Origin of the sequence: Gordonia jinhuaensis (assembly GCF_014639795.1) — a bacterium.
GTDB classification, from domain to species: Bacteria; Actinomycetota; Actinomycetes; order Mycobacteriales; family Mycobacteriaceae; genus Gordonia_B; species Gordonia_B jinhuaensis.
Window position 1 is genome coordinate 166003 of sequence record NZ_BMGC01000006.1, and the last position, 24037, is coordinate 190039.

At 68.6% G+C, this 24037-nt stretch carries 20 protein-coding genes; 4 read left to right on the plus strand and 16 right to left on the minus strand.

Going from position 1 to position 24037, the window contains the following annotated elements; translation table 11 throughout:
- Positions 1-62: 62 nt before the first annotated feature.
- The 8 genes from IEW22_RS06700 to rimP all read right to left on the minus strand — a co-directional run bounded on the left by IEW22_RS06700 (position 63) and on the right by rimP (position 11035).
- The gene (locus IEW22_RS06700) at positions 63-2663 is read right to left on the minus strand and encodes a LuxR C-terminal-related transcriptional regulator (protein WP_188585811.1); all 2601 of its coding nucleotides are present in this window, start codon (positions 2661-2663) and stop codon (positions 63-65) included.
- A 305-nt stretch (positions 2664-2968) separates the two neighbouring features.
- Entirely contained in the window at positions 2969-4339 is a 1371-nt protein-coding gene (locus IEW22_RS06705) for an MATE family efflux transporter (RefSeq protein ID WP_188585812.1), read from the minus strand.
- An 18-nt stretch (positions 4340-4357) separates the two neighbouring features.
- Entirely contained in the window at positions 4358-5329 is a 972-nt protein-coding gene (locus tag IEW22_RS06710) for a DHH family phosphoesterase (RefSeq protein WP_229742234.1), read from the minus strand.
- Positions 5319-5804 carry a 30S ribosome-binding factor RbfA gene (gene rbfA, locus IEW22_RS06715; protein WP_188585814.1) on the minus strand — a complete coding sequence of 162 codons (486 nt, stop codon included), beginning with the start codon at positions 5802-5804 and terminating at the stop codon, positions 5319-5321. The genes IEW22_RS06710 and rbfA overlap by 11 nt, the downstream gene beginning before the upstream one ends.
- Before the next feature lie 110 nt (positions 5805-5914).
- Positions 5915-8809 carry a translation initiation factor IF-2 gene (gene infB / locus IEW22_RS06720; RefSeq protein ID WP_188585815.1) on the minus strand — a complete coding sequence of 965 codons (2895 nt, stop codon included), beginning with the start codon at positions 8807-8809 and terminating at the stop codon, positions 5915-5917.
- Between the two features lie 137 nt (positions 8810-8946).
- On the minus strand, positions 8947-9285 hold the full coding sequence (locus IEW22_RS06725; protein WP_188585816.1) for a YlxR family protein: 339 nt from the start codon (positions 9283-9285) through the stop codon (positions 8947-8949).
- Positions 9286-9338: 53 nt separating this feature from the next.
- Positions 9339-10355, minus strand: a complete 1017-nt coding sequence (gene nusA, locus IEW22_RS06730) for a transcription termination factor NusA (protein ID WP_188585817.1) — start codon at positions 10353-10355, stop codon at positions 9339-9341.
- Positions 10352-11035 carry a ribosome maturation factor RimP gene (gene rimP, locus IEW22_RS06735; RefSeq protein WP_188585818.1) on the minus strand — a complete coding sequence of 228 codons (684 nt, stop codon included), beginning with the start codon at positions 11033-11035 and terminating at the stop codon, positions 10352-10354. Before rimP ends, nusA begins: the two co-directional genes overlap by 4 nt.
- Positions 11036-11270: 235 nt before the next feature.
- Here rimP and IEW22_RS06740 point away from each other — a divergent pair, with 235 nt between their 5' ends.
- Together IEW22_RS06740 and IEW22_RS06745 are read left to right on the plus strand one after the other, a co-directional pair.
- On the plus strand, positions 11271-11876 hold the full coding sequence (locus IEW22_RS06740; RefSeq protein WP_229742235.1) for a hypothetical protein: 606 nt from the start codon (positions 11271-11273) through the stop codon (positions 11874-11876).
- Positions 11873-12313, plus strand: coding sequence for a ferritin-like domain-containing protein (locus IEW22_RS06745; protein WP_188585819.1), 441 nt, complete (start codon positions 11873-11875; stop codon positions 12311-12313). Before IEW22_RS06740 ends, IEW22_RS06745 begins: the two co-directional genes overlap by 4 nt.
- Before the next feature lie 24 nt (positions 12314-12337).
- Here the strand turns inward: IEW22_RS06745 and IEW22_RS06750 are convergent, their stop codons facing one another.
- Entirely contained in the window at positions 12338-14059 is a 1722-nt protein-coding gene (locus IEW22_RS06750; protein WP_188585866.1) for a proline--tRNA ligase, read from the minus strand.
- Positions 14060-14153: 94 nt separating this feature from the next.
- On the opposite strand from IEW22_RS06750, the gene yaaA reads away from it, so the two are divergent.
- Entirely contained in the window at positions 14154-14894 is a 741-nt protein-coding gene (yaaA, locus tag IEW22_RS06755; RefSeq protein WP_229742236.1) for a peroxide stress protein YaaA, read from the plus strand.
- Between the two features lie 49 nt (positions 14895-14943).
- Here yaaA and IEW22_RS06760 read toward each other — a convergent pair whose 3' ends face one another.
- The 4 genes from IEW22_RS06760 to IEW22_RS06775 form a co-directional block, all read right to left on the minus strand.
- Positions 14944-16416 (minus strand): DHA2 family efflux MFS transporter permease subunit, encoded by a 1473-nt coding sequence (locus tag IEW22_RS06760; protein WP_188585867.1) that lies wholly within the window; start codon positions 16414-16416, stop codon positions 14944-14946.
- A gap of 89 nt (positions 16417-16505) precedes the next feature.
- A complete protein-coding gene (gene cobA, locus IEW22_RS06765) occupies positions 16506-17837 on the minus strand; it encodes a uroporphyrinogen-III C-methyltransferase (protein WP_188585821.1) in 1332 nt (443 codons plus the stop codon).
- 59 nt (positions 17838-17896) lie between these two features.
- The gene (locus IEW22_RS06770) at positions 17897-18214 is read right to left on the minus strand and encodes a hypothetical protein (RefSeq protein ID WP_229742237.1); all 318 of its coding nucleotides are present in this window, start codon (positions 18212-18214) and stop codon (positions 17897-17899) included.
- Positions 18215-18219: 5 nt separating this feature from the next.
- Positions 18220-19191: an acyl-ACP desaturase gene (locus IEW22_RS06775; protein ID WP_188585822.1), complete on the minus strand. Its 972-nt coding sequence runs from the start codon at positions 19189-19191 to the stop codon at positions 18220-18222.
- Positions 19192-19338: 147 nt separating this feature from the next.
- Here IEW22_RS06775 and IEW22_RS06780 point away from each other — a divergent pair, with 147 nt between their 5' ends.
- Positions 19339-20046 carry a response regulator transcription factor gene (locus tag IEW22_RS06780; protein WP_188585823.1) on the plus strand — a complete coding sequence of 236 codons (708 nt, stop codon included), beginning with the start codon at positions 19339-19341 and terminating at the stop codon, positions 20044-20046.
- Positions 20047-20165: 119 nt separating this feature from the next.
- Here IEW22_RS06780 and IEW22_RS06785 read toward each other — a convergent pair whose 3' ends face one another.
- Genes IEW22_RS06785 through cobO form a run of 3 tightly spaced genes read right to left on the minus strand, consistent with a single transcriptional unit; the run spans position 20166 to position 23923 of the window.
- A complete protein-coding gene (locus IEW22_RS06785) occupies positions 20166-21806 on the minus strand; it encodes a GAF domain-containing sensor histidine kinase (RefSeq protein ID WP_188585824.1) in 1641 nt (546 codons plus the stop codon).
- Between the two features lie 15 nt (positions 21807-21821).
- Positions 21822-23312: a cobyrinate a,c-diamide synthase gene (locus IEW22_RS06790; RefSeq protein ID WP_229742238.1), complete on the minus strand. Its 1491-nt coding sequence runs from the start codon at positions 23310-23312 to the stop codon at positions 21822-21824.
- Positions 23309-23923 carry a cob(I)yrinic acid a,c-diamide adenosyltransferase gene (gene cobO, locus IEW22_RS20015; protein WP_229742239.1) on the minus strand — a complete coding sequence of 205 codons (615 nt, stop codon included), beginning with the start codon at positions 23921-23923 and terminating at the stop codon, positions 23309-23311. Before cobO ends, IEW22_RS06790 begins: the two co-directional genes overlap by 4 nt.
- Between the last annotated feature and the right edge of the window lie 114 nt (positions 23924-24037).

Sequence of the window (24037 nt, forward strand, 5' to 3'; positions counted from 1 at the left end):
CCCCAGGTGACCAGCTCACGCGGTCGAGCACATGCGTAGTCGGCTACTCGATTCCGCACCACTCATCCCGGTGCCCCCTGCAACATGGTCGCGAGCTCGGCCCGATCGGACAGGTCGAGTTTCGTGCAGGCCCGGTAGATGTGGCCTTCCACTGTGCGCACCGAGACGGTCAACCGATCGGCGATCTGCTTGTTCGACAGACCCGCGGCGACCAATGTCGCGATCTCACGTTCGCGCGTGGTCAGCGGCAGCGGCTGCGCGGCGAGGGTCAACGCGGGCGTGCGGGCACCGCCGCACCGTGCGGCCAGGCGGATCGCCGCGGCCGACGACGTCGCCGCGGCGGTTCGCCGACCGGCGCGGTCATGTGCCATGGCAGCCGCCGCGGCGGCGTCGGCGGCCGACAGCAGCGCACCGACGCGCTCGAATTGACGAGCGCAGGAGTCGAGTTCAGCACCGTCATCGGCAGCCAGTGCGAGCGCATGACGCAAGTAGATGTCCACGAGTTCCCCGTCGACACGACCGGCGATCTCACTCAGCCGGTCAGCGACCCCGTGGTCGCCGCAGCGCGCCGCGAAATGCAGGGCCTCGGCCTCGATGGCCGTCTGACCCGATGCGGCCGCGAATCGGGCGGCGTCGCGGGCACGCTGAGCCGCCTCACCGACGAGTCCGTGGGCCGCGGCCAACCAGGCCTTGCTGATGCGCAACTGCGGCTCGTACACCGCCACGTGACGCCCCGATCTCCGGATCGCATCGGTGAGCGCCGACTCGGCCTCCTCGACGCGTCCGAGTCCCGAGTAGGCCTCCACCAGCGCGATGCGGGCGGGAAATCCCCACGAGCTCGCACTCTCGGAGTCGAAGGCGGCCAACGCCTGCTCACACCGCACCGCGGCATCGTCGAGCAGACCTTGTGCAAGATCGACGATGCCGGTGAGCACGCATGACATTCCCCAGGCCAGATACTGTCCCGCAGAGGAGAACTCGCGAAAATCATTCGCCGCGCGACGGGCGTCGTCCATACGCCCGGAGAGGGTCAGCCCCAGGATCTGACCGGTGCCCGCCGGATAGCGCAGCAGGCCGTCTGTGTGTGCGACCACTTCGTCCATCCGGGCCGCGACCTCGGCGACCTCATTGCCGTGACCACTGACCGCCAGGCTCAACCCCCCGCCCAGACAGGCGAATCCCACCGCCCAGGGGTTGGCGGTCGGATCGTCGAGGACGGTTCGCGCGTTGGTGATCGCCTCGTCGATCTCATTCTCGAAGAGTTTGACCGCGGCGGTGATCCCGGCCACCGTGAGGCGACCAGCCGGGGACTTCACCCGCGAATCCAGCAGCGCCAGTGCCTCGTCGGCGCGTTCGGACTCCCCCATCGCCCACAACAGATTGGAGATCCGGGTGACCGCCCACCACACCAGTTCGGCGCCGTCGATGTCGGCGACGTCGAACTCGGCCAGCGTGCGTTCGGACTCCGCGGCGTCACCGGCGTACAACTGTGCGCGGGCCAGCACCGCGGCGGCGGGGAAGCCGGCGCCCGCCGACAGGGCCGCGGTCGCGAACTGTGCACCGAGCGGGACCTTGGCCAACGAGATCGCGTCGTTGGCTGCAGCGGTCAACAGTCCCTTGTCGACCGTCTCGTCGCTGTCGAGCGCGAGCTGGGCGAGTCGGATGCGGTCGGCTGCGGTCGAGAGCGCGCCGTGGCGCATCGCCTTCACCAGCTCACCGCGCAGCCGACGCGAGGCGGTGACACCGAGGCGACGCCGGACGACATCGCCGAACAGCGGATGGGTGTAGCGCACCGCGAGGCGATCACTCTCACGCGAGACGCGGATGAGGCCCCGGGTCTCGGCCTCGTCGACGGCATCCTCACCGGCCAGATCAGCCAGGACGTCGAGATCGAGGGGTTCGCAGAAGGTCAGCAACCGCAGCACCCGTTTGACGTCGCCGTCGAGCTGTTCGATCCGGCCCTCCAGCAGCGAGGCGAGCTCGGAGGTGACCTCCGCGCGTCCGCGCAACTGCCAGACACCACGGACCTGCTTGAGCGTCTCCGATTCCAGCGCCCCGTCCACGAGGTGGTGGAGGTACAGGGCGTTACCGCCCGATGCGCGCCACATCAGATCGGCGGACAGGCCCTCCAGCCGACCACCCAGTGCGCTCTCGATGTACTCCACGCTCTGCTCCCGGGTGAACGGCTGCAGGTCGATGCGGTGCAGATGTCCGTCCTTCCACAGCGAGATCACCGCATCGGGCACCGCCTCACCGTCGCGAACAGTGGCGATGATGTGCGCCGAGCGGTCGATGGCGAGGTGATGGAGGAACGTCGCCGACATCTCGTCGAGCAGGTGGGCATCGTCGACCCCGATCACCAGGTTGCCGTCGGCGAGCAGGGATTCGCGCGCCGCAGCCATGTAACTCACCGGATCGCTGGACGTCCGCGAGCCCACCAGGTGCGCGAACACACCCAGCGGAATGCTGCGAGCAGACTCGGTTCCGGCCACCCAGCGCACGTTGCCGCCCACAGATGAGGTGGCCTGACGGGCCAGGGTGGTCTTCCCGACACCTGCCGAGCCGGTGAGGACCACGCCGCATTCACCGCTCGTCGACGTGAGAGCAGTCGTGATGGTGTCGTATTCGAGGCCGCGCGTAATCATCGGCCACAGGCGTGCCATATCTGGGATTTTACTGGGAATCATCCCGATGGGAACATTGAATTATCAGCCAACGGGAATTGACGCGCACACCGCCGGCACCGATGCGATTGGCTGGTGAATATCACCGACCACTCGTTCCCGACGCCGCTGACCTGTGGATATCGTTCATGTGTCCCATTGATGTGAATCATCGTGCGCAGCAATATGTCCCAACGCGTGAAATCCATTCTTTGACGAATGGTTTACCTATTTGGGAGAACCTGGGAATCGCGTTTGATCGCGGGGGTTGATATTTCGTTCGCACAAATAGTGAAGGACTGAGGTCACAACTCGATCGATGTCCAACGACCGCTGCGAATCCGGAGCACCTGGGTGAGCAGCCGGGCGAGGAGGAATATGAGCAGCCCGCTCCATATCCCGGTCAGCCCCCAGCCGAAGGCAAGCGACATCCAGATGGCGGGCAGGAACCCCACGAGCGCCGATGCGAGGGTGGCAGTGCGCAGGAATGCCGCATCACCGCTGCCGAGTAACACTCCGTCGAGCGCGAATACCACCCCGGCCACCGGGAGCATCACCACCAGAAACCACCACGGCACCGCGATCGCGTCGAGCACCGACGCCGATCCGGTGAACAGCCGCGGCAGTACCGAACGCCCGAGCGCGAACACGAGTGCGAGAACCGCCGAGGCGGCGAACGAGGCGATCGTCACCCGCCAGGCCACCGATTTCGCCACGGCGACCGCGCCCGCCCCCAGTGCCGCGCCCACCAGCGCCTGAGCGGCGATCGCCAGCGCATCGAGCAGCAGCGAGACGAAGTTCCACACCTGCATCACCACCTGGTGGGCGGCCACCGCGGCCACCCCGAAGCGACTCGCGACTGCGGCGGCCGACAGGAAGCAGATCTGGAAGGACAGGCTGCGCACGATCAGATCGCGGCCCATCCGCAGCTGCGACCCGATGAGACTCCACCGGGGCCGGACACGTCCGCGGGCGGCCGCAACCACGCTGATCACGAAGGCCAGACCGGCCACCGACTGTCCGATCACATTGGCCCAGGCGCTGCCTTCGAGTCCGAGCCGGGGCGCGCCGGCGATCCCGTGCACGAGCAACGGGCACAGAACGGCCGACAATCCCAGGCCGGTCACCACGTAGACGATGGGCCGCCGGGTGTCCTGGACGCCGCGCATCCACCCGTTGCCGGCCATCGACAGCAGGATCAGCGGAACGCCGAACACCGCGATGCGAAGCCACGACGTGGCCGCCGAGGCGATGTCGTGATGTCCGGTGAGTACGTCGAAGATGTAGGGCGCAGTCGGCCAGACCACGGCGATGATCACCGCGCCGGCGATCACCGCGAGCCAGGACGCCGACATCCCCTCGTCGATCGCGCCGGTGCGGTCCCCGCGGCCGTACGCGCGCGCCGACCGCGCGGTGGTGCCGTACGACAGGAAGGTGAGCTGGGTGCTGATCACCCCCAATACCAGCGACGCCACGCCCAGTGCGGCGAGTTCGGATGCCCCCAGCCGCCCCACGACAGCCAGATCCCACATCAGATACAGCGGTTCGGCCGCGAGCACGATCAGGGCAGATCCGGCCAGGCGCGCGATTCTGGCCGGCGTGGCCTGCGCTAGCGATGCGGCCGCCGACTGCTCACCCGCCTGGTCGGGCTGGGCCACATCGTCAGTCACGGGCATCGTCAGTCACGGGCGTCGTCAGTCAAGGGCACCGAGCAGCTGTCCGACGACCTCATCGGCCGTTCCGGACACGGTGTATCCCGACGCACGCGGATGTCCGCCACCGCCGAGTCTGTTCGCCAACGGCACGAGATCGACCGTGCTCTTGGATCGCAGGCTGACCGTCCATTCGCCGGGTGTGCCCTCCTTGAACACCACGGCCACCTCCGCGGCATCCACCGTGCGCACCACGTCGATCACGCTCTCGCCTTCTTCCCAGCCCAGATCGGCGAGGTCGGCATGGCGGATCACCGCATAGATGAGTCCGGCGCCGTCGAAGGCATCGGCGACGAGGGTGGCCGAACCCAGCGCATGAGAGACCATCTGCAGCCAGCCGACCGGGTGGGTGTCGATGAGCCGGCGCGTGATCGCCGAACCGTCCACACCGTGGGCCAGCAGCCGGGCGGCGAGATCGAAGGAACGCGGCCGCGCCCACCGGAACGAGCCGGTGTCGGTGACCAGTCCCGCGTAGACACACGTCGCGATATCGACGTCGACGTCCACGTCGAGTTCCTCGACGAGCGCCAGGACGAGTTCTGCGCTGCAGTCGGCGGTCGGGTCGATCACCTGACGAGTTCCGAAGCCCGGGTTGGACGCGTGATGATCGATGACCACGCATTCGTCGGCCTCGGAGGCCATCTGGGCGTGCTCGCCGAGCCGCTCGGGGCTCGCGCAGTCCACGGCGACGACCACCGCATGCCCGCCGTCAGCAGGCGAGTCCGCCAGCATCTCGCTGCCGGGCAACTCGGCGAGGGCGGCCGGGAGTTCCCATTGCGCGGGGTAGACCACCTCGACACGGGTACCGCGCTTGTCCAGCGCCAACGCCAGCGCCAGCGCCGAACCGACGGTGTCGGCGTCGGGGCGGATGTGACAGACGATCGTCACCGAGTCGGCGGCGGCGATGACCTTCGCCGCCGCCGCGAGATCGGCGGGCAGGGTGTCAGTCGACAACCTGGTCGCCGTCCTCCGCCGGACCCTGGTCGGCATCAGCATGCTCGCCGGGCTGGCGGTACGGGTCCGCCTCGCCGGCCGGTCGCGCCTCGCGGGCCCGACGGGCGACCAGTTCGTCCTGGGCGCGGGCCCGGGCGACCAGCTCTTCCATGTGACGCGCGGAGTCAGGCACGGTGTCGAGCTGAAAAGTCAACGTGGGAGTGAAACGGACACCGGTTCCAGCGCCGACCAGCGAGCGCAACGCCCCCTTGGCCTTCTCCAGGCCGGCGGCGGCACCCTCGTAATCGGGTTCGGTGTCCAGCGACGCCCCCATCACCGTGTAGTACAGGGTCGCGTCATGCAGATCCCCGGAGACCCGGCAGTCGGTGATGGTGACGCCGAGTAGTCGCGGATCCTTGATCTCGCCGCCGATGGCGGTCGCGACGATGGCACTGATGCGCTTGGCCAAGCGGTTCGCGCGAGCGGTATCCACCATGGTCGTGTCCTTTCTCCTCGCTTCGAACACTTCGCTGAAAGTATGCGGGCTGCACAGCCGTCCGCCCGCCCCCTCTCGTGGCACGAGAGGGGGCGGGCGGAACACAGGGATCAGTCCCTGGGCTTCTCCTGCAGTTCGAAACTCTCGATCACGTCGTCGACCTTGATGTCGCTGTAGGTGAGCGTGAGACCACATTCGTAGCCTTCGCGGACCTCGGTGACGTCATCCTTCTCGCGACGCAGCGACGAGATGGTGATGTTGTCGGCGACCACCACGTTGTCGCGCAGCAGGCGGGCCTTGGCGTTGCGCCGCATGATGCCCGACTGCACGAGGCAACCGGCGATGTTGCCGACCTTCGACGACCGGAAGATCGCGCGGATCTCGGCGCGGCCGAGCTGCACCTCTTCGTAGACCGGCTTGAGCATGCCCTTGAGCGCGCTCTCGATCTCGTCGATCGCCTGGTAGATCACCGAGTAGTAGCGGATGTCGACGCCCTCGCGGTTGGCGAGCTCAGTGGCCTTGCCCTCCGCGCGGACGTTGAACCCGATGATGATCGCGTCCGAGGCCGACGCCAGGTTGACGTTGGTTTCGGTGACACCACCGACGCCACGGTCGATGACGCGCAGCTGCACCTCGTCGCCGACATCGATGTTCATCAATGCCTCTTCGAGGGCCTCGACCGTACCGGAGTTGTCGCCCTTGAGGATCAGGTTGAGCTGACTGGTCTCCTTGAGTGCGGAGTCCAGATCCTCCAGGCTGATCCGCTTGCGGCTGCGTGCGGCCAGCGCGTTGCGCTTGCGCGCATTGCGGCGGTCGGCAATCTGCCGGGCAATGCGGTCTTCCTCCACCACGAGCAGGTTGTCGCCGGCTCCGGGCACCGAGGTGAAACCGATCACCTGGACCGGTCGCGACGGCAACGCCTCTTCGACGTCCTCGCCGTATTCGTCGACCATGCGACGCACGCGGCCGTAGGCGTCACCGGCGACCACCGAATCACCCACACGCAGCGTTCCGCGCTGGATGAGCACGGTCGCCACCGGGCCACGGCCGCGGTCCAGATGCGCCTCGATGGCGACACCCTGGGCGTCCATGTCCGGATTGGCACGCAGGTCGAGCGCGGCGTCCGCGGTGAGCAGGATCGCCTCGAGGAGCTGCTCGATGTTGGTGCCCTCCCGTGCGGAGATGTCGACGAACATGGTGTCGCCGCCGTACTCCTCGGGGATGAGCCCGTATTCGGTGAGCTGGCCACGGATCTTCTGCGGATCCGCGCCCTCCTTGTCGATCTTGTTGACCGCGACCACGATCGGCACATCTGCGGCCTGTGCGTGGTTCACCGCCTCCACCGTCTGCGGCATGACGCCGTCGTCGGCGGCGACCACGAGCACGGCGATGTCGGTCGCCTTGGCACCACGGGCACGCATGGCGGTGAACGCCTCGTGACCCGGGGTGTCGATGAAGGTGATCAGACGGTGATCGCCGTTGAGGTCGGTGTCGACCTGGTAGGCGCCGATGTGCTGGGTGATGCCACCGGCCTCGCCCTCACGGACGTTGGCCTTACGGATCGTGTCCAGCAGTCGGGTCTTGCCGTGGTCGACGTGACCCATGACGGTGACCACGGGCGGACGCTGCTCGAGATCCTCTTCGCCGCCTTCGTCCTCGCCGTAGGACAGATCGAAGCTGTCGAGCAGCTCACGGTCCTCGTCCTCAGGGCTGACGACCTGGACGGTGTAGTTCATCTCGCCGCCGAGCAGCTCCAGCGTCTCGTCGTTGACCGACTCGGTCGCCGTGACCATCTCGCCGAGGTTGAACAACGCCTGCACCAACGATGCCGGATTCGCGTCGATCTTCTCGGCGAAGTCGCTCAGCGACGCGCCACGGGCGAGGCGGATGACCTCACCGTTGCCGCGTGGCAGCCGGACACCGCCGACCGACGGCGCCTGCATCGAGTCGTATTCCTGGCGCTTCTGACGCTTGGACTTGCGACCCTTGCGAGGGGCACCACCGGGACGTCCGAACGCACCCGCGGCACCGCCGCGACCGCGTCCGCCGCCACCACCGGGACGACCACGGAAGCCGCCACCAGCGGGAGCGCCGCCCGCAGGCGCACCGCCGCCACCGCGGTAGCCACCGCCACCGCCGCCGCCGCGACCTGCACCGCCGCCCTGACCCGGACGACCACGACCGCCGGCACCGCCGGGGCCCGGACGTGCCGCGCGAGCGGGCATCGCACCCGGATTCGGGCGCGGGGGCATGCTGCCGGGGCTGGGGCGAGGACCGCCCTGGCCCGGAGCCGGACGCGGACCGCCCTGACCGGGTGCACCGCGACCGGGCGCGCCACCGGAACGGTTGCCGCCCTGCCCCGGAGCCGGACGTGCGGCCGGACGAGGGGCACTCGAATACGGGTTGTTACCGACGCGCGGCGTACGCGGACCCGGCTTGGGTCCGGGACGTGCCGGACGCGGGGCGACCGGGGCATCCGAGGATGCCGCAGCGGCCGGCCGAGCCGACTGGTCGGGCTGTGCCGTCGGCGCCTGCGCCGCGGGCTTCGCCGGGGCCGGACGAGCCGCCGGACGCGGCCCGGGGGTCGGGCCACCGGTTGACTGCGCGGGCGCCGAGGCACTCGACTGCGCCGGGGCCGAGCCCGCCGACGCGGCGGGCTTCGCCGAGGCTACGGGTGCGGTGTTCTCGCGGGCGCCCGGGACCGGACGCGAGGTCGCGCCGGGCTTGGGTGCCACAGAACCCGGGGTCGCCGAACGAGCCGGACGGTTGCCGCCCGGCTTCGGGGCCGACCCGTTGCCGTTGGAGGATCCGGACTTCTGTGTCGATCCGGACCCAGTTGATCCTGATTGCGGGAATGACTCCCGAAGACGTCGCGCGACCGGTGCTTCGACCGTCGACGACGCTGATTTGACGAATTCGCCTTGCTCACTCAGACGTGCGAGCACTTCTTTGCTCGTGACGCCGAGTTCTTTGGCCAACTCGTGCACGCGGGCCTTGCCTGCCACTGCTCTCCTCACTATGAGGCCGAGCGGGGTGGCCCGCGCGACCTCGGTTTACATCCGATACGTGCTCATCGTGGAGACTTCACGGTGTGCTCATGTCTTCTGCTACCTGTTCCTCGTGGATGTCGGGGTACGGCCGATCATTCGGCTGCCTCCTTCGATCCATTTCTCTCACGTGCGATGCGGTCGAGCTCTCGTCCGATCGCCTGGGTGTCGACGGCCAGGCCTCCGACACGTAACGCCGTTGCGAACGCCCTGCGCCGTACCGCGGAGGACAGACAGTCCTCCGACGGATGCAGCCAGGCACCTCGCCCCGGCATGGTCCGCCGCTGGTCGACCACCACCCGCGGTGCCGTCTGGACACCGGGATCGCGATCCACCACCGCTGCGACCCGGATCAGATCCGGGACCGCAGCACGCCGCCTGCACCCGATACACGTACGGATCGGGACATCGTCGGGCAGCGTGTCATGAACCATCGGCGAGTCTACCGCCCCGCGCAAACCCGGCGCTCGTCGCGTGTCGCGAGCGCTCACCCGGCAGCCGGTGTCGCATCCGGCGACGTGTCCGAATCCGACCGGATATCGATGCGCCAGCCGGTCAGGCGGGCCGCCAGTCGGGCGTTCTGCCCTTCCTTGCCGATCGCCAGTGACAGCTGGTAGTCGGGAACCACCACCCGCGCCGCGCGGGCCTCGGGATCGATCACCGACACCGAGACCACCTTGGACGGGCTCAGCGCGTTGGCGACGAACACCGCCGGATCCGGGTCGTAGTCGATGATGTCAATCTTCTCCCCGGCCAGTTCACTCATCACGTTACGCACTCGCTGGCCCATCGGCCCGATGCATGCGCCTTTGGCGTTGAGTCCCGGGACCGTGGTGTACACGGCGATCTTCGAGCGGTGTCCGGCCTCGCGGGCGACCGCGCGGATCTCCACCGATCCGTCCTCGATCTCGGGGACCTCCAGCGAGAACAGTTTCTTGACGAGGTTCGGGTGGGTCCGCGACAACGTGATCTGCGGGCCGCGGGTGCCGCGCGTGACACCGACGACGTAGCACTTGATGCGGTCGCCGTGTTTGTAGGTTTCACCGGGAACCTGTTCGGCGGCCGGGATGATGCCCTCGGCGCCGTTGGCCTCCGATCCGATGCGCACCACGACCATGCCGCGCGCGTTGGCCCGCGTGTCCTGCTGGACCACACCACCGACGATCTCGCCCTCATGGGTCACGTACTCGCCGAAGCTCTTCTCGTTCTCCGCATCCCGCAGCCGCTGCAGGATCACCTGACGCGCGGTGGTGGCGGCGATGCGCCCGAAGCCCTCGGGCGTGTCGTCCCACTCGGAGACCACGTCGCCGTAGTCGTCGAGCTGCTGGGCCATCACCCGCACCTCACCGGTCTTGCGGTTGACGTCCACACGCGCGCTGGGCTCGTTACCCTCGGTGTGCCGGTAGGCGGTCAACAGCGCCGTCTCGATCGCCGTGATCACCGTCTCGATCGGGATGCCCTTGTCGGCCTCGATCATGCGCAACGCGGTGATGTCGATATTCATTTGTTCTCTTTCCTCTCCTGGCCTCTGATGTCTGACTGCTCGGGGTCGTCTGCAGAAAGCAGTCCCGGACCCCCGGTGGCGTCGACGCCGGCGTCGATGTCGTCGATGCCTGTGTCTGCGGTGTCCGCCTCGCCGAGGGAGTCGACCTCCGGAGGGGAATCTGCCGGCTCGACCGGAGCCACCCCGCTCAGTTCGAGCTCGGCGGCCGATGGCGGACGGAAGTCCACACCGGCCACAGCGCGGTCGACGTCGGCGAGCGGGAGCAGTCTGATCGACGGTCCGGTCCGCTCACGCACCACGAGTTCGACCGCGGCCTCATCGGCCTGCAAGCGCCCGATCCGGGCGGTGAGCGCACCGCCGTCGGTGCGGCGGATGGTGACCGGACGCCCCTGGGCGCGGCGCCAGTGTCGTGGGGCGGTGAGCGGGCGGTCGACGCCGGGGGAGGTGACCTCCAGCGTGAAGGGGGTCTGCCCCCAGCGGGGGTCGTCGTCGATGGCGGCCGAGATCGTCCGCGACAGTTCCGCGAGATCGTCGAGACCGCTGCCGCCGTCACGGTCGACGGTCAGTACGACGCGCGACTTCGGACCGGCCCACGACACGTCGACGTCCTCGAGGTCGAATCCGTGCTCGGCGACGATGCCGCCGACGGCATCGGCGATCTCCGCACTGGTGACGGGCATGAGTGACTCCCCTTGTTCAGTTGTCGTGTTCAGTTCGTCTTCCCTCGTGTATCGGCTGCCCGGTCGCAAGCCGTCAAGGCTCACGAGCCAGGGCGCCGGCTCGGCTGGTGTGCGTTCGATCGATGCATGCGCAGCCGGTGAACGACGTACAGCTTAACCCGAGCGGACACCGGATTCGGACACTCTCGCCCCGGATCCCCGGCCGGACGCCGACCTACTGGCAGGATGGTCAGCTGTGCCCAGCGTCCAGATCGATCCGAGCGCGCAGGTGAGCGCACCGGTTCCGCCCTCTCCTGTTCGAGGCTCCCGCGTCCCCCGGTCACCGGCCCTTCGGTCACCGGATGCGAATACTGCGCTCGACCGGCGCAGCGTGCTGCGCGGCACCGCCTACGGCGCGGCCCTCTTCGCTGCGGGGGGTGTGATCCCGGCACTCACCGCCTGCGGTGCCGCGGGCAAGTCGGCCGAGCAGAAGACCGCCGAAGAGCTGGTTCCCTTCGCGCAGTCCGCACTCGCCGACGCCGATGACGCGCAGTCACTCATCGCGACCAACCCTGACCGCACGGCCGCCCTGACCGTCATCGCCGACGAGCGCCGCATCCACGCCCGCCTGCTCGAGGAGGAGATCGCACGGCTGCACCCCGACGACTATTCGGCGTCACCGTCGCCGAGCGCCCCGACCGGCTCACCGGCCCAGCCTGACATCGACTCGTTCCGGACACGCCTGTCGACACAAGCGCGCACGACCGCAGACCTCGCGGTCACCCAGAACGGCTACGTCGCCGGCCTGCTCGGATCGATCAGCGTGGCCTTGGACTGCGCGGCGAAGGTGCAGCTGCCATGAACCAATCCACCTCTCGCGCACTGGCTGTCGCACTGAACGCGGAGTACGCGGCGGTCTTCACCTACGGGATCGTCGCCGCCTATGCGGCCGATTCGCGGCGCACCGACATCGCCGCGGCCACCGCCGCACACCGCGCCCTGCGGGATGCACTGATACGCCGCCTCACCGACGCGGGACAGGCCGTCCCCGAGGCCGCCGCCGGCTACACACTGCCGGTCGCGGTGACCGACTCGATCACCGGCTACCGCGCAGCACTGGCCGCCGAGGAGCAGTGCTGCGTGGCCTATCGCTCACTCATCGAACAGGCCGCCGAGTCCGACGACCGCCGGATCGGAATCGACGGTCTGCGCGACTGCGCGATCCGCGCCGCCAATTGGCGTCTGGTGCTGCGGATCTCACCGGCGACCACCGCGCTGCCCGGCACACCCGGCGAGTGACCGCAGCGCGAGGGCCGCGAGACCTCAGCGCGCGCTGAGTATCGCGACCGCTTCGGCCACCGGGACCTCCTCGGCGGTGCCGGCGAACCGGTCACGGATCTCCACGGTGCCGCCGGCGAATCCACGGCCCACCACCACCACAGCGGGCATGCCCAGGAGTTCGGCGTCCTTGAATTTCACGCCCGGTGAGGCCTTGCGGTCATCGATCAGCACCGACAGGCCGGCGGCGTCGAGATCGGCGGCGAGCTTCTCGGCGCCCTCCACGACGGCGGCATCCTTGCCGGCGATCACGAGGTGGACGTCGTAGGGGGTCACCGACTTCGGCCAGCGCAGTCCCTTGTCGTCGTGGCACTGCTCGGCGATCACGGCGACCAGTCGCGAGACGCCCACACCGTAGGAGCCCTGGATCAAGCGCACCGGCTTGCCGGTTTCACCGAGCACGTCGACCTCGAAGGCGTCGGTGTACTTGGTGCCGAGCTGGAAGATGTGACCGATCTCGATTCCCTTGGCCGACAGCAGCGTTCCGGTGCCGTCGGGGGTGAGGTCACCATCGCGGACCTCGGCCGCCTCGATCGTGCCGTCCGGCTCGAAATCCCGGCCGGCGACCAGATCGACCACATGCTTGCCCTGCTCGTCGGCGCCGGTGATCCAGCGCGTACCCGAGACCACGCGAGGGTCCACCAGGTAGGTGCCACCGGCATTCTTGACACCTGCGGGACCGATGTAACCACGCACGAGTTCGGGCGTCTTGGCGAAATCTGCGTCGTCGAGCAGCGCGACCTCCGCCGGTTCCAGCGATGCCTCGAGCCGCTTCATGTCGACATCGCGGTCACCGGGGATGCCGATGCCCATGATCTGCCAATCCTTGCCCGGGGCACGGACTTTCACCAGAATGTTCTTGAGTGTGTCGGCCGAGGTGACCGTACGGTCGAGCGTCGCGTTGGCCCAGTCGACCAGTGTGGCGATGGTCGGCGTGGAGCCGGTTTCGTAGACCTGTGCCGCCGGCTGTCCCTCGATCGCGATCGCGTCGGGGACCGGGGTGATCACCGCTTCGACATTGGCGGCGTATCCGGTCTCGATGCTGCGGACGTAGGTGTCCTCCCCCACCTCGCTGTCGGCGAGGAACTCCTCGGAGGCGCTGCCGCCCATCGCGCCGGAGGTCGCCTTGACGATCACGTACTTCACGCCGAGCCGATCGAAGATCGCCTGGTAGGCACCGCGGTGTGCCTGATACGACGCGGCCGCACCGTCCTGGTCGAGGTCGAAGGAGTACGAGTCCTTCATCACGAATTCGCGACCGCGCAGGATCCCGGCACGGGGGCGCTCCTCGTCGCGGTACTTGGTCTGGATCTGGTAGAGCGTGACGGGCAGATCCTTGTAGGAGGAGTACTCGCCCCGCACCAACAGCGCGAAGAGTTCCTCGTGGGTGGGGCCCAGGAGCATGTCATTGCCCTTGCGGTCCTGCAGACGGAACAGCGCGTCGCCGTACTCGTTCCATCGACCGGTCACCTCGTAGGGGTCGCGCGGCAGCAGTGCGGGCAACGAGATCTCTTGTCCGCCTATGGCGTTCATCTCCTCACGCACAATGTTCTCCACCGCGCGCAGCACCCGCAGGCCCAGCGGCAGCCAGCTGTACACGCCGGGTGCGACCCGGCGGACGTAGCCGGCGCGCACCAGCAGCTTGTGGCTGGGCACCTCGGCGTCGGCGGGGTCCTCGCGCAGAGTCCGCAGGAACAGGGTCGACATGCGTGTGATCACGACAGATGAGCTTAATCACCCGCACATCCGCCGGTGGTGGTCCCCCGGTGCGCTGAGCCGTTCCGCGGCTACGCTGTCACGCGTGCGCGTTCTCCTCCCCCCGTCCGAGACGAAATCCGATGGCGGCCGAGGCGCCCCGATCCGGCTCGAAGACCTGTGGCTGCCCGAACTCACCCCGATCCGTAAACAGCTCCTCGACGCGCTGGTGGATCTGTCGTCAGACCTCGACGCCAGCAGCGCCGCGTTGGGCCTGGGGCCCACACAGCTCGCCGAGATCGAGCGCAACGCCGACCTGTGGGACGCGCCGACGACACCGGCGATCACGCGATACACCGGCGTCCTCTACGACGCGCTGGACTACTCCTCGCTGACCCGTGCCGGCAAGGCCAAGGCCACCGATCGGCTCGCGATCGGGTCGGCACTGTTCGGCATCGTGCGTGCGGGCGACATGATCCCGTCGTACCGATTGTCGGGCGGCTCGAAGCTGCCGGGCCTACCGACGCTCACCTCGCTGTGGAAGCGCGACCTCAGCGCCGCACTGGCCGGTGTCGACGATTTCGTGGTCGATCTGCGCTCGGGCATCTACCAGCAGCTCGGCCCGGTACCCGGTGCGGTCACCGCGACCGTGCTCACGGAGAAACCCGACGGCTCGCGTTCGGTGGTCAGTCACTTCAACAAGCATCACAAGGGTCTGGCCGCCCGGTCACTGGTGACCACCCGTCGCACGGTGGCCGACATCAACACACTGGCGGCCGTGGTCTCCGACGGCGGTCAACGCGTCGAGATCGCCTCGCCGGTCGAGCTGGTGATCCTCACCGACTGACCGCGTCGCCGTGTCGCGTCGCCGACCAGTTGATCCCGGGCGGCTTGACTCAGTCGACCTCGCCGGCGTTCGCGGCCTCCTGGGCGGCCTGCCCCTCGGCGACGTCGGCGGGGGTGAAACGCATGAACAGCACCACCACCCCGGCGATGATCGCGATGATCGCGCAGCACAGGAATGCCAGCCCGTAGCCGTCGGCGAGGGCCGAGATCTGGTCGGAGTTCATCTCGTCGACCGGGCCGGTCGTGCCACCTCGCGCGAGCGTGCGGGAGGTGACCACCGCACCCACGATCACCAGTCCCACCGCACCCCCGAGTTCCTGGGCGACCTGTGCGAGCGCGGTGAGCGGGCCGATCTCGCGCGGTGACACCCCGGCAACAGCCGAGAGGGTCAGCGGGATCACCGCGAAGCCCACACCGAAGCCGATGACCACCACGGTGATGCCGATCGCCGGGAAATACGATGCGCGGCTCTCGGGCACCGTCGAGGCGTAGAGACATCCGGCGAACAGGATCAGGCCGCCCACGATCACCAGCCACCGCGGCGCGACCATCAGGGCGAGTTTCGAGGCGATGGCCGCGGCGACGCCGAGCCCAAAGGCGAACGGGACCACCGACAGACCGCTCTGCAACGGGCTGTACCCGGCGATGCCCTGCAGGTACTGGGCGATGTAGACCGCCATACACATCATGATCGCCGAGGAGAACAGGATCGCCACGAGTGCCGCCACCCGACTGACATTGCGGAACAGCGAGAACGGCAGGATCGGGTTCTTGGCTCCGCGCTCGACCACCACGAAGGCCACGAAGGCGATCAGAGCGAGCACGAACGATGCGATGACCACCGGATCGCCCCAGCCTCGGCTGGGGCCCTCGTTGATGGCCAGGACCAGCAGCACACTGCCCAGGGTCGCGCTGACGGCCCCGGCGACGTCCAGCGACATCCGCTCGCCCTGCGACTCGCGGAGACATTTCAGCCCGCCGACAGCGACGAACACCCCGATGGGCACGTTGATGAGGAACACCAGCCGCCACGAGAACTCGGTGAGCACGCCGCCGGCGATCAGACCGGCCACCGATCCGATGCCGGTCATCGCCGCGTAGATGGCGAACGCCTGCGACCGGGGTTTACCCGGTGCGTACGTGGTGGCGACCAGCGCCATCGCGGTCGGCGCGGCGATGGCCGCGGCCACCCCCTGCAGGGCACGGCCGGCGATGAGACTGTAGGGATCCCAGGCCAGTCCGCACAGCAGCGAGGTCACGGTGAACATCGACACACCGAGCACGAACATGCGCCGGCGTCCGAAGGTGTCGCCCAGCCGTCCGCCGAGGAGCATCAGACCACCGAAGGCGAGCACGTAGGCGGTGATGATCCAGTTGCCGCCCGATTCGTTGAGGTGCAGCGAGTCGCGAATCCGGGGCAACGCGAGCGCGGCGACGGTGCCGTCGAGAACCAGCAGCAGCTGCATCCCGCCGAGCACGAAGATCGGGAGCCCGAAGACCTTGGTCTCGGTACCCGTCGGCATCTGCTGACCGCCGCGGTTCGCATCGGACATTCCCGACGCCTCGCGGGGCGACGAAGCCGACTGTCGTGATGTCGCCATGGACTTCGACGCTACCGTGCCGCCGGGTCCGTCTCCATGCCCGGCTCCGATGCTGACCGGTCCCCGACGCCGTCGCTGCGCTCCCCGCCGGTGGTGCCGGAGGCGGCGTCGAATGCGGCGACGTCACCGACTACCACGATCGCCGGTGGGCGCAGATCCTCTGTCCGGGCCACCTCGGCGGCGGTGTGCAGCGTTGCCCGCAGGGTGCGCTGGCGCGAGGTGGAGGCGTTCTCGATCATCGCGACGGGGGTGGCTGAATCACGGCCGCCGGCGATGAGTGCGTCGGCGAACTGCGCCAGCCGTTCCACCCCCATCATGATCACGACCGTGCCGCGCAAGGCACCCAGAGCATTCCAGTCGACGAGTGAATCCGGATGATCCGGCGCCACGTGTCCGGAGACGACGACCACCTCGTGGGTGACCGCGCGATGGGTGACGGGGATGCCGGCGGCGGCCGGCCCGGCGATCGCACTGGTGATACCGGGCACCACGGTCACCGGCACGCCCGCCTCGACACAGGCGATCAGCTCCTCGAAGCCGCGGCCGTAGACGAAGGGGTCACCGCCCTTGAGACGCACCACGAACTTGCCGGCGCGGGCGCGCTCGACAAGGACGTCGTTGATGGCCTCCTGCCGCATGGCCCGTCCGTAGGGCACCTTGGCCGCGTCGATGATCTCGACGGTCGGCCCCAGCTCGTCGAGCAGCGACGCCGGCCCGAGCCGGTCGGCGACCACCACATCGGCCTCGGCGAGCAGCCGACGCCCGCGCACGGTGATCAGCTCCGGGTCACCGGGCCCTCCCCCGACCAGCGCGACACCGGCCGCATGATGTCCCTCGGGTGCCGCGGCCAGGGTGCCGTCGCCGAGTCCGGCGGCGATCGCCCGGCGCAGCGCAGCCGAGCGCCGATGATCCCCGGAGGCCAGCACACCGACGTTGAACCCGTCACGACGCACCGATGCGGGTGTCACCGCGGTGCCACGGCGCGCCTCGTCGGCACGCACACAGAAGATGTGGGCGGCCTCCGCGTCGGCGACCACCTGCGCGTTGACCTCCGGGTCGTCGGTGGCCGCCATCGCATACCAGGCACCATCGAGGTCACCGGTGCGGTACGCCCGGTTGACCACCCGCACTCCGGCATGGGATTCGACGGCGGGGGTGGGCTGGATCGCGACCACCGTCACGTTCGCCCCAGCCGCGACCAACGTGCCGAGGCGACGCTGGGCGACCGATCCGCCGCCCACGATCACCACATCGCGATCGCGCAGGTCCAAGCCGACCAGATAGTGGTCGTATGCGGGTTCGGGAACGAGCGGGCGGGCAGGGTCCGCAGGTGCATCGGGCATGCACAGACCGTACCCATCACCGGCGGCGTCGGCGCCCCAGCGGTTAGGGCAGACAGGGGTTAGGGCAGACAGCGGTGTCGGCGGATCTGCGACCAGACGTCGGCGACGGTCATCCCGTTACGGTGCGCGCTGTCGACGATGAGGGCCGCAAGCAGCTGTGACGAGCGGAACTCCGCGCCCGACGGGTCGCCGGCCGATCGGCGCGCCTCGTTCCACCAGCTCACATTGCCGCAGGCGGCCGCCTCGGCCATCGTGATCGCGGCGTCGAAGTCGTCATGCGCGCCGGCAGCGTCCGGCACGCCGCCCACCTCGGTGTTCGCGCCGATAGATCGGTGCGTCCCGAGATCGTCGGCCCACAGGTCAGGGGATCCGGTCACGGCCGTCACCGCGCTGCCCTCGCCTCGCGCGCGAGCATGCGGGCGCGGGTGCGCTCGAAGTGTTCGACCTTGCCCTCGAGGTGGGCGAGGAACTCCGCGAGCTTCTCGCGGTACATCTCGCCCTCCGGGCCGAAGTCCTCGCGCTCGAACACCCGCCACTTGCGCAGCACCGGGTTGATCACCTCGGTCAGATGCTGCGGCAGGTCGTACACCCCGGCCTTGGCGATGAGCAGAGCGTTACGCCGGAACCCCGGCATCTCCGAACCCGGCATCCGGAAATTGGAGACCACGCCGTAGATGGCGCGCATCGCCTCGTCGGGAACCACGTCGAGCGCACCGGCGACGATGTTGCGATAGAAGAGCATGTGCAGGTTCTCGTCGGCGGCCACCCGCGCCAGCATCCGGTCGGCGATCGGGTCCCCGCACTCCTTGCCTGTGTTGCGGTGCGACACCCGCGTGGCCAGCTCCTGGAAGCTCACATAGGCCACCGCATAGAGCATGTCGATGGAGTGGTCGCGCTGCCCGTCGTCGTCGGGAATCGGGTTGAACCCGGTGGTCATATGCGCCATCCGGACGGTCTCGAGCTCCACCGGATCGACCCCGCGGGTCACCACCAGATAGTCACGCATCACCGTCGAGTGGCGCATCTCCTCGGCCGTCCACCGCCCCACCCAGAAACCCCACGCGTCGTCGAGCGAGAAGTTCTCGGCGATCACGCGGTGATAGGACGGCAGGTTGTCCTCGGTGAGCAGGTTGGTGATCATCGCAGCCTTGGCCGCGTCGGTGAGTTTCGACTGCCACGGATCCCAGTCGATGCCGCCGAGTGCGGCGAAGTTGCGGCCGTCATCCCACGGGACGTAGTCGTGCGGATGCCAATCCTTGGTCATCGTCATGTGGCGGTCGACTTCCGACTCGCACAGCGGCAGCAGTTCTCGCAGTAGGTCAGCACCGCTCATCTGGTGTTCGAGAAGTGTCATCGAGTACGCCCTCCATACCGTCGATCCCCTGCAGTGGTCGATCCCTGCACACGTTCGACCACAACCCTTCTCGTCGCGCTCGTGGCAGGCGTGGGTCCAAGGTCCTGACTCTCTGGTGTCGGGCGTACCCGGCGTTATCGTGAGTACATGAACGGTCGCCGTCCCCAAGGTCCCACTTCGAACGCTCGCCCGACCGCGCCGGGCGGCCAGCGGACCATCTCCACATTCCTGGTCGACGACCACGAGCTGGTGCGGCGTGGATTGCGTGACCTACTCGGCACCGCCGACGACATCTCGGTGGTGGGCGAAGCGGCCACCGTCGCCGAGGCGATGGTGGGGATCGCAGCCACCCGACCCGATGTGGCCGTTCTCGACGTACGTCTGCCCGACGGCTCCGGCGTGGAGCTGTGCCGGGAGATCCGCAACCGGCTACCCGGCGTGCACTGCCTGATGCTCACCTCCTACGCCGACGACGAGGCGTTGATGGCCGCGGTGATGGCCGGAGCCTCGGGTTTCGTTCTCAAGCAGATCCTCGGCCACAACCTGGTGACCGCGGTGCGCACCGTCGGTCGGGGCGGATCGCTGCTCGACCCGCGCAGCACCTCGGCGCTGATGGAACGGTTGCGCGAACGCACCGAGCATGTCGACCCGCTCGCCGAGCTGACCCGCCAGGAGCGCGAGGTGTTCGCTCTCATCGGCGAGGGCCTGACCAACCGGGAGATCGGCGCGCGGATGTTCCTCGCGGAGAAGACGGTCAAGAACTACGTCTCGCGCATCCTCGCCAAGCTGGATCTGCAGCGGCGGACCCAGGTCGCGGTGATGGCCACCAAACTCAACGACTCCCACCACGTCTGAGGCTGCACCGGCCGCCGTACACGACTGAGACGCCGGACTCTGGCGCGCGGAGACTCGATCACTCGGAGGCGACTGGCACTCGGAGGCGACTCCCGTTGCCCGAGAACGGAACTGGTCGCTCAGGTGTAGAGCGGAACCTCCCACAGCAGCACCGTGCCCGACAGTGAGCTGGACACCGTGAATGTGCCATCGCACTCCTCAGCCCGCTGAGAAAGATTCCCGAGTCCGGAATACTGTGCGTCCGAAGGGATCCCGACGCCGTCGTCAGCGATCTCGAGACTCAGCACATCGTCGGCGGCGACCGTCACCTCGATATACCGCGCGTGCGCATGCCGCAGCGCATTGCTGAGCCCCTCGCGCAGCACCGCGTCGATATGCGGGCCCAGCGCGGCGGGCACCAGCGTGTCAACCGGGCCGCGGAAGCGGACGGTCGGTGCGTTCTGCGCACGTGCGGCGAGTTCGGTGACGGTGTCGAGTACCCGCCTGCGCAGCGTGGTCGAGGTGTTCTGCGCATTCTTGGCACCCGAGTTCAGATCGAAGATGGCGGTGCGGATCTCCTCGATCGTCCGGTCGAGATCACCGACCACCTGCTCGATCGACGTGGCGACCGGCGCATCCTCGGGCAGTGCCGCCAGCGTCGTCTGCAGCGACATGCCGGTGGCGAACAATCGCTGGATCACATGGTCGTGCAGGTCGCGGGCGATGCGATGACGGTCAGACAGCAGTTCCATGTCGCGGGCCAGCGACTGCTGGTCGGCGTAGACCACGGCCAGCGACGTCACCTCTGCGACCGCGGCCATCCCGGCATTCTCCTCGGGGCGCCAGTGCGGTTTGTCGACATGGGTGCTCACCAGCAGACCGAACGGGCCCGACGCACGCGTCAGCTGCAGGACGGTCAACCAGCGCACCTGCGGGTCGGCCCCGAAGTACTCGATGGAATCCGCGGGCAGTACCGCGATCGGCTCGTCCCCCACCACATCCGACGGGATCCGGATCACCTCGTCGACCGGGGAGCCGGCGTGCCCGATGACCGTGCCGCGCTCGTCGTCGACGGTGAGGATCACCACGTCCTGGGCGCCGGTCAGTGCCGAGACGTCGGAACAGATGTGGGTGAGCGTGTCGGCCAGTGCGATCCCGGCCAGCGGTTCGGAGCCCCGCTTGGCGACCAGTTGCATCCAGCGATGGCGGGTCTGTGCCGCGCGGAACAGACGCGCATTGTCCACCGCGATCGCCGCGGCGGCCGACATCACCAGGATCACTGATTCGTCACGTTCGGTGAATCGGGCTCCCGCCCGCTTCTCGGTGAGGTAGATGCTGCCGAAGACGTCGCCGCGGATGAGAATCGGCGCACCCAGGAAGGTCGACATGGGCGGATGGTTGGGCGGGAAACCGACCGAGGCGGGGTGTTCGCCGATCCGGTCGATGCGCTGGACCTGCGGATGTGTGAGGACTTCGCCGAGGATGCCGCGGCCCACCGGAAGCCGTCCCATCCGCTCGCGTTGCGCCGGGGTCAGACCGGTGTAGACGAAGGCACTGAGGTCGTTGTCGGGGCCACGCACGCCCAGCGCCCCGTATGTCGCGTCGAGGACCCGTGCGGCCACATCGACGATCTTCTGCAGGGTGATCTCCAGGTCGAGACCCGAGCCCACCTCGAGAACCGCCTGGAGCAGATCGCGCAGGTCGTCGGGATCGTCGATGCTCTCCACCGCCGGGCCGATGAGCCTGCGCAGTTCGCTGTCACCCGTCGATTTGCCGATCATCTCCACGCTCTCCGGTCACCGTCTGGTCATGGTGTCGCCGACGGGTCGTCGGTCGATCTCGGCCGCGTCCGCCCATCGCGCCGCAGCGGCGACCAGTCGGCGCACGGCCCGCGGTGTCGACGCGGGATGCAGATGCAGGTAGGAGGCGTGCACGCTCCCGATCACCACGCCGTCGTCCACTGTCGACCGTGCGCCGGTGACGGGGTCGACACGCCGCCACGTCCACGCGGGCGCGATGTCGCCGCGGGGTTGTGCACACGTCCCAGTGTCACCGCCACCCGCCGCCACCACCACGCTGCGGTGGAACTCGTGACCGACGACCCTGTCGCCGATGTCGTGGAACGGCGAGCCGGTCGAGGCCACCGCGTCGCGGTATCCCAGCGTCAGGCGTGGGCTGAACCGTCCGTCCACCGGCAACACACCGGTCATTTGATGACCGTCGAGTTCGCGTGCGAGATAGAGCAGACCAGCACATTCGCCGACGATCGGGGCCCCGGCCGCGGCCAGCGCGACCACGTCACGACGCAGCGCCGTGTTCGCCGACAGCTCTGCGGCATGCTCTTCGGGGAATCCACCGCCGATGATCATCGCCGAGGTGTGCTCGGGCAGTCGATCCGACAACGGGTCGAAGGTCACCACCTGTGCACCGGCAGCGGCAAGCAACTCGGGGTGTTCGGCGTAGCCGAAGGTGAAGGCTCGCCCGCCGGCCACGGCGACCAGCGGTCGGCCCGGCGCCGGCTCGCCCACCTCGTCCGCGGGGGTCCACGGGGCGACACCCGCCGCCGGTTCGGTGGCAGCGGCGACCCGCACCAGCGCGTCGAGGTCGACTCCGGCGGCCACCGAACGGCTCATCGCCTCCACCGCCGCGCGGGCCGGTCCGCCGCTCTCGGCCGCCGGCACCAGACCCAGATGTCGTGCGGGGACGCTCAACTGGTCGTCCCGGCGTATCGCACCGAACACCGGGAGCCCCACCCGCTCGCACGCCTGGCGCAGCACCTGCTCGTGGCGCGGCGAGCCGACCCGGTTGAGGATCACCCCGCAGATCCGCACTCGCGGGTCGTAGGTGCAGAAGCCGTGCAGCATTGCCGCCACCGACTGTCCCTGGCCGGTGCCGTCGACCACCATCACCACCGGCGCACCGAGAGCCACGGCGACCTCGGCGGTGGAACCGGCCGCGATCGGATCGGCTGCGGCGGCCGGCTCTTCGACGATGCGCCCGTCGAAGAGTCCCATCACTCCCTCGATCACCGCGATGTCGGCTCCGTGCGAGCCGTGCGCGTACAGCGGGCCGATCCGGTGGGCGCCGACGAGAACCGGGTCGAGGTTGCGTCCCACGCGTCCGGCGGCCAGTGCGTGATACCCGGGGTCGATGTAGTCGGGTCCCACCTTGAACGGCGCGACGCGGCGCCCGGCGGCGCGCAACGCACCCATGAGCCCGGTGGCGATCGTCGTCTTGCCGCTGCCCGAGGAGGCCGCGGCGATCACGACAGCAGGTACCGCACTCACCACTCGATGCCCTTCTGGCCCTTGCGTCCGGCGTCCATCGGATGCGCGACCTTGACCATCTCGGTGACCAGGTCGGCGGCCGAGATCAGTGCGTCGGGTGCGTTGCGGCCGGTGATCACCACGTGCTGGCGTCCGGGTCGACCGCCCAGCACCTCCACCACCTCGTCGACGTCGATCCATCCCCACGCGAGCGGGTAGGTGAACTCGTCGAGCACATAGAAATCGTGGCGCTGCGCGGCCAGTCGGTCGGCGATCTCACGCCAGCCCGCCCGCGCCTGCTCGGCATGGTCACTGATGTCGGTCTCGTGACGGATCCACGACCAGCCCTGTCCCATCTTGTGCCATTCCACCGGGCCGCCGACTCCGGTGGAATGATGCAGCTCACCAAGCGCAGTGAGCGCATCCTCTTCTCCCACACGCCATTTCGCACTCTTGACGAATTGGAACACGCCGATGTCGAGTCCGGCGTTCCAGGCACGCAGCGCCATCCCGAACGCCGCAGTCGACTTCCCCTTGCCCGCACCGGTGTGTACGGCGAGCACCGGCTGGTTGCGGCGCTGGCGAGTGGTCAGGCCGTCGTCGGGGATCACCGTCGGGGTTCCGCGTGGCACGGGTGGGGCTCCTCTTCCTGTTCTCGCTCCTGCTGTGGTGACTGCGACGCCGGGCGCGCGGAGGTCACCTGCGGGATCACCTGCCGCAAGAGCGGACCACCGCAGAACCGCCGC